The 5820-nt window shown below is 53.3% G+C and carries 6 protein-coding genes; 2 read left to right on the forward strand and 4 right to left on the reverse strand.

Translation table 11 applies throughout. The annotated features are described in order from the left end of the window. Positions 1 to 46 precede the first annotated feature (46 nt). Together CW742_RS05770 and CW742_RS05775 are read right to left on the reverse strand one after the other, a co-directional pair. Positions 47 to 250, reverse strand: a complete 204-nt coding sequence (locus CW742_RS05770) for a hypothetical protein (protein ID WP_292417739.1) — start codon at positions 248 to 250, stop codon at positions 47 to 49. A 126-nt stretch (positions 251 to 376) separates the two neighbouring features. Then, on the reverse strand, positions 377 to 844 hold the full coding sequence (locus tag CW742_RS05775; RefSeq protein WP_292417741.1) for an OsmC family protein: 468 nt from the start codon (positions 842 to 844) through the stop codon (positions 377 to 379). 145 nt (positions 845 to 989) lie between these two features. On the opposite strand from CW742_RS05775, the gene CW742_RS05780 reads away from it, so the two are divergent. Further along, positions 990 to 2258 carry a PAS domain S-box protein gene (locus CW742_RS05780; RefSeq protein WP_292417743.1) on the forward strand — a complete coding sequence of 423 codons (1269 nt, stop codon included), beginning with the start codon at positions 990 to 992 and terminating at the stop codon, positions 2256 to 2258. A gap of 170 nt (positions 2259 to 2428) precedes the next feature. Here the strand turns inward: CW742_RS05780 and CW742_RS05785 are convergent, their stop codons facing one another. Beyond that, positions 2429 to 3010, reverse strand: a complete 582-nt coding sequence (locus CW742_RS05785; RefSeq protein WP_292417746.1) for a flagellin — start codon at positions 3008 to 3010, stop codon at positions 2429 to 2431. A 451-nt stretch (positions 3011 to 3461) separates the two neighbouring features. Further along, entirely contained in the window at positions 3462 to 4334 is an 873-nt protein-coding gene (locus CW742_RS05790) for an alpha/beta fold hydrolase (protein WP_292417749.1), read from the reverse strand. 354 nt (positions 4335 to 4688) lie between these two features. Here CW742_RS05790 and CW742_RS05795 point away from each other — a divergent pair, with 354 nt between their 5' ends. Next, the gene (locus tag CW742_RS05795) at positions 4689 to 4946 is read left to right on the forward strand and encodes a hypothetical protein (RefSeq protein ID WP_292417752.1); all 258 of its coding nucleotides are present in this window, start codon (positions 4689 to 4691) and stop codon (positions 4944 to 4946) included. The last annotated feature ends 874 nt before the right edge of the window (positions 4947 to 5820 follow it).

Here is a 5820-nt window from a genome sequence, read left to right on the forward strand (position 1 = left end):
AGCTCGCTTGCGCGGCCCTGGCGCGTAGACCCGACCAGGTCCGGAGCTACTTCTTGTCGGCAGGAATCGGGTGCTCCCGCTGCCAGGCGTCGGTCCCAGGGGCATAAAAGTCGTCACCCGGCCGGATGGATTCATTCAGCGTGTACCACGGCGTGGGAACCGGCGTTGCGCTCACCGGATGTCCCGTCCCGGTACCAGCAGGCATGGTGCACCCGGCAGCAGCGAGGCAGGCAACAAGCAATAAGATCATGAGCAAGCGTTTCACAGTAAGTACCCGTTCTCAGTCAACACGAATAAGAGTTGCCACAAACGGAAGGACACCTGCAGGACAACGGGCCGTGTTCAAAAAACAGGGATTCGGGGGTTCCGGAAGGGATCAGGGCTTTTCGATCCGGCATTCCGCCGTAACTTCCCCAACCTCGCAAAACATCGCGGCAATGGGACAGAGCCGGGTCAGTGTCTGGTCGATGATATTCTTCATCATCCCCTCGTCCGCCGACGCAGCATGAAGCGTGATGCTAAGGTGGACGTGATCGAAGAACGCGGGCATTGTTCTTTTCCGGGTGCCGTGGATCGCGATGGACATCGCGGAAGGCACGATCCCCCTGTCGCCAAGCGCGAGCAGGATCTTCACGCCAACGCAACCCCCCAGCGAGCCGACGAGGTACTGGATGGGATTGGGGAACTTAGCGGATCCGCCCATGCCGACCGGCGCCTCCATCGGGAAGGAGATATCTCCTGCCTCCGTGCGTGCGGTGAACGCACCGTTGCCATTATACATGACAGTCATGTCAACCGGTTTCCATTCCTTCCTTGAATCGTCCCAGGGGATCTCCATGCTCATGCAGTACCGGTTGTGCCTTTCGGGTAATTAATCCGGAAGATGGGGGGTGAGGGTTTTGGGCAATACAGTCCGGGCCGGAACGTTGAAAACAGGATTCGCACAGCACTGCACAACAGGGAAATACTGTAAGATCCAAAGGATTTTTATGCAGGATGACATCAGGGTCCTCTACGTCGACGATGAGGAGGGTCTTCTTGAGCTTGGTAAAATCTTTCTCGAACAGGACACGCGGTTCACTGTCGACATCTCACCATCAGCAGTAACTTCGCTTATGTCACCCTCACTCCTGACGTACGACGCGATCATCGCAGACTACCAGATGCCCTCCATGGACGGGATTGAATTCTTAAAAGAAGTCCGGAAACGCTCGCAGACTCTGCCCTTCATTCTTTTTACCGGGCGCGGGCGGGAGGAGATCGTCATCCAGGCCATCAACAACGGGGCTGATTTCTACCTCCAGAAAGGCGGCGACGCGGACGCCCAGTTCACCGAGCTGGCCCACAAGGTACAACAGGCCGTGGCCCGCCGTAAGAGCGAGAACGAAATCATCAGCATCTTCCAGGCCGTACCGGTCGGTATCGCCGTTGTTTCAAACCGTGTCCTCCTCCGGGTCAACGACCGTCTCTGCACCATGACCGGTTACTCAAGGGAGGAACTTGAAGGAAGGAACACCCGGTTCCTGTACCTGAATGACGAGGATTATGCCGCGGTCGGCAGGATGCGGGAGGAGGCATATGAGGGGGGAAGACCCATCGAGATCGAGATCCCGTGGCTGCAAAAAGACGGATCAACCATTGAAGTCCTGATTTCCGCAGCGCCGATCGACCGTTCAAACCCGATGGCCGCTATGACCTATTCGGCGCTCGATATTACCCGGGCAAACCAGGATCACCGGGAGCTCCGTGCCACCTATGAACAGCTTGCGGCTACTGAAGAGGAACTCCGCGGACAGTACGAAGCACTCTCCTTAAGCGAGCGCAGGCTCCGCGAGCAGTTTGAAGAGATCACCCGGGATAAGGAACTTTTGAAGAAGAACGAGTCCGAGATCACTGCTATTTTACGGGCAGCACCCGTGGGCATCGGTCTTATTACCTCCGACCGTGTATTCCGGCGGGTAAATGACTGCTTCTGCAAAATTACCGGCTATTCCCGCGGTGAACTGATCGGGCGCAATGCCCGGTTCCTGTATCCCGATGAGGAGGAATACCAGCTTGCAGGGAAATTCTACACGCTTGGCGATGGAAAGGGGAGTTACGACACCGTGGAGACCCGCTTCCTCAGGAAAGACGGGACAATCCGCGATGTCCGGTTCTTTGGCACACCCATTGACCCGGCCAATCTTTCAGCCGGCAATATCTTTGTGGTATTAGATATTACCGAAGAGAAGAGACGGCGTTCTGCATGTCCCGTATAATAAATTGCCCTTTGTGAAATCTGCGCCAGGGTACGTTGGTGATAGGGAAAAGGATCTGCTGCAAAAAAGGGCGATGGCTGGTCTGCCCGTGGCACCATGATCATTTCCACCAACCACCCCGTTGCCCGGATCAGAAGTGTCGCACCGTCAGAAAAAATGAGGAGCGATCTTCAGACTACATCATACCAGTTATTGCCGCTCAGCGCACCAGGCACCGTTGCAGCGACCGGGATCGATGCACCAAGGGCCGGCTTGACCTCAACCATGAACTTCTCGCCATACCCAAGGTCTGATTGGGTATCGGCAGGCACAGGGATCGTTACCATGACCATCTCCTTGGGCGCAAGAACACCGGTATGGGGGCCGTGGTTGCCCGCAGCAACCTCCTTGACCCATGTGTAGGTGACATCATTGGCGGTAAGGGTAGTGGTGTTCTTTGATGTGGAGAGGGTGTACCCAAAGGCACTCATCTCCGCACCGGTGCCACTTGCGGCAAGCTGCAGGTAAAATTCAACCTTCTGGACCCCGGTCCCGTCCGCATTTGCCTGGATGCTGATCCCGCCGGACTGCTGGACGGTGGACATTGCCTGGCTGATACCCGTGTGGACGGTCTCCTGGGCTTTCTGTGAAGTTAAAAACCCTGAGCCCAGTACAACATACCCAAAGACCGCCGCGACAACGATGAATGCAATCAGCACGATGGCCGCTTCGAGCCCGGTAAATGCATATTCATGATTATTTTTAAAATTCATGCATACACTCCTGATATTTTTTCCATTCAGGCACGTAATGACCTAATACTGTGAATTAGATTTCTTACTATTTTAACATTCCTGTGAATTGGAAAAAGAAATAGTCGCGATCCAGAAGAATTTGTCACTTTCACCAATAATTTTGGGGGATCCTGAAAAAATTCCGCAGAACAGCACCACCCAAAGTCCCGGAAACGGGTTGGGCACAGGAGATGAGTTTATATGCAAAACGCTGAACCGGGCTCGATACTATTTCAATGTATTTGCAGGCCGGAGGAGAAAAAATCCGTTGTGTGAACCAATTTTTCCTATTCATCAGCGTAAAAGAAAAAACTGCAGGAATCCTGTACGAGAGCGAGCCGTGACCCTGCACTGGTTGAGAGCATCCTGCTCAATAAAGCCCGACACGGGAAAATACCATGATATGAGGAGCCCCTCATGTAAAAAAAATTTACCTGCCCAGCGGCGACTCGTCCATCTCCAGGAAGTTGAGGGCATTCTCCCCGTACTGCACCGGAGCATATCGTGACCCGATATGCGGGAGTCCCTTGAACCGCACAAGCCATGAGCCATTGATCTGACCGGCAATCCGGACCGTAACCGGTTCAGGTGTCAGAATATCATCGGTCCCCACAACCAGCATCACGTCCTTGTCGATTCCGGAAAGGTTATCCCACGAACCATTCCATGCAAGATTTGCCTGCGCCTCTCTCCGTACGCCGGCCGACTGCGTGGGATCGGTCGCCGATTCGTTGATCAGGGAGAACAACACCTGAGTCTCGGGCAGGCGGATGCTGTAGGTCACGGAGTCCAGGACCAGTTTTTTCACGCGTTCAGGGTGATCTATGACCAGCTGCTGCGAGACCGAAGACCCCATCGATTCGCCATAAACGTGCATGCTGTCATACCCGAGCACTGTCATCAGCCCGGCCGCATCCTCGGCATACAGGGAGATCGTGGGTGTTGCATTATTGTCCGAGCTGTATCCCATCCCCCGGTGGTCGTAGGTATAGACATGATATTTCGAAGAAAGGATTGCAATAAAGGTCTCGTTCCACGCAATGTCCATCGTAGAGCCGAATCCCGGGACCAGTAGGATGGGTTCGCCGGAACCGAATTCCCGGTAGCCCAGGGTTACGCCATTGACCTCTGCGTACTTCACGGGCGTTCCATTGATCGATACGGCGGGCCAGGCAGGAGATGCCGGGACGGTTGCCGGTACCGCCGGGCAGGTTGCCGGAGCGGATTCATTCGTGCACCCTGCTGCGAGAATGAAGCAAACAGCGGATGCAATGACCAGGATTAACATCAGGGACTTGTTCATGAAAAACCTCGGTTGAGAAAATTTCTTCATCGGGAATGTTCTCTCTTGTAATTGCGTGGCGCTCTAAAAAAAACTCCCGCAATAAAAAATTTTCAAGCGTTGGTTTTTTGCATTTTTTTTAGATCGGGACCGATCAAATGACAATGGGAAGTGACAACACTCATCGGTACTTTTTGATCATCTCCTTACCGCGATGCCTGATGCGAAAAAATGCCAGGGGATGAGCGCAATCCGGATTGATGAGCGCTTACCGGAGTTTAAAGGCGAATGGCTTTGAGGAGTTCAATACCATAGTCAATATATACGAGTCAGATAAACCAGACACTATCTATTGTTTGTGACGGTGTTTTAACAATGTCTGGAATGGAAAAACCGCCGCTTGCCCGGCTCGTGCTGTTCATGGTCTGCCTGTCGATTGCCGGAGCGTTTGTTGCCGGGGCGCACTATTACGTCATTGATGTGCCGAAGCAGAAGGCGCTGTCCGGGTATCCCCCTGCGAATGTCAACACGGACACAGTGGAGAAATGCAATACCTGCAGATCGTATTGCAAGTACGTTGATCCCAAGGATTACTACAAGTGTTGGGGAGATTGTGAAATAATCTGCGACTGATCGCAGGGGAGCGGGTACCCGATGGCTCCCCCATCAGAACGATTGAGGACGGAGGGACGTTTCTTTTTTTTTGCGGGCCCTGCCCGGACAGCGATTCTCCGACGGTAAATCCATTACGTGCCCGTATTCGGGCTGTATTCGCGTCCGGTTGCATCCGGCCGTCCGGGAGCCCGTGAGCATATAGATCGCCCATCAGAAAGCGGCTATTTACGTCCTAATTTCTCCGACGTGAAATTGCAAAAATAAGGGGAATTACTCCCCCATTTTGGCGAATTATGACCCCCGGGTGGTAATACCCGGGGGAAACGGAGCCCGTACAGGGGCCGGATTGGGGCAGGTGTTCCCTGGCAGTACTGGGTGGTACTGATGGCTGGGAGGGAAGTTTTCAGTGCCCGGTCCGGGGCAGGGGGGAGCTTGCCGGTATACCTTTGCTATGATGCGCTCAGCAGACCCTGGATGAGCTATTTGTGCCGGACCCTGCTTGAAAAAAATTTGATCGCGATCACGATCGCGATTGATTTGCTGATCCGGATCAACCGGACCTTGATTGAAGTTTTTTGAGCGGACCTTGATCAAAAAAATTTCAGCAGACCGTGCTTACGAAATGTTCCATGGGTCTGTATGAACGGAAAACCCGGAGGGTGCATCATCGACGAGGAGACTTGCAGTTTTTCAAGCGGACCCTGCGCAATTTTTTCCGGGCAGACCCTGATGAAAAAATTTTGAGCGGACTCTGCGTGAAAAATTTTTTACGGATCCTGTTCAAAAAAAATCAAACGCGATCAGGATCGCGATTCATTTGCTGATCCGGATTGATCGGATCTTGATCGAAATATTTTGAACTGACCTTGCTGATGAAACAATAACCGAATGT

It is taken from the genome of Methanoregula sp. (genome assembly GCF_002835825.1).
Classification (GTDB): Archaea; Halobacteriota; Methanomicrobia; order Methanomicrobiales; family Methanospirillaceae; genus Methanoregula.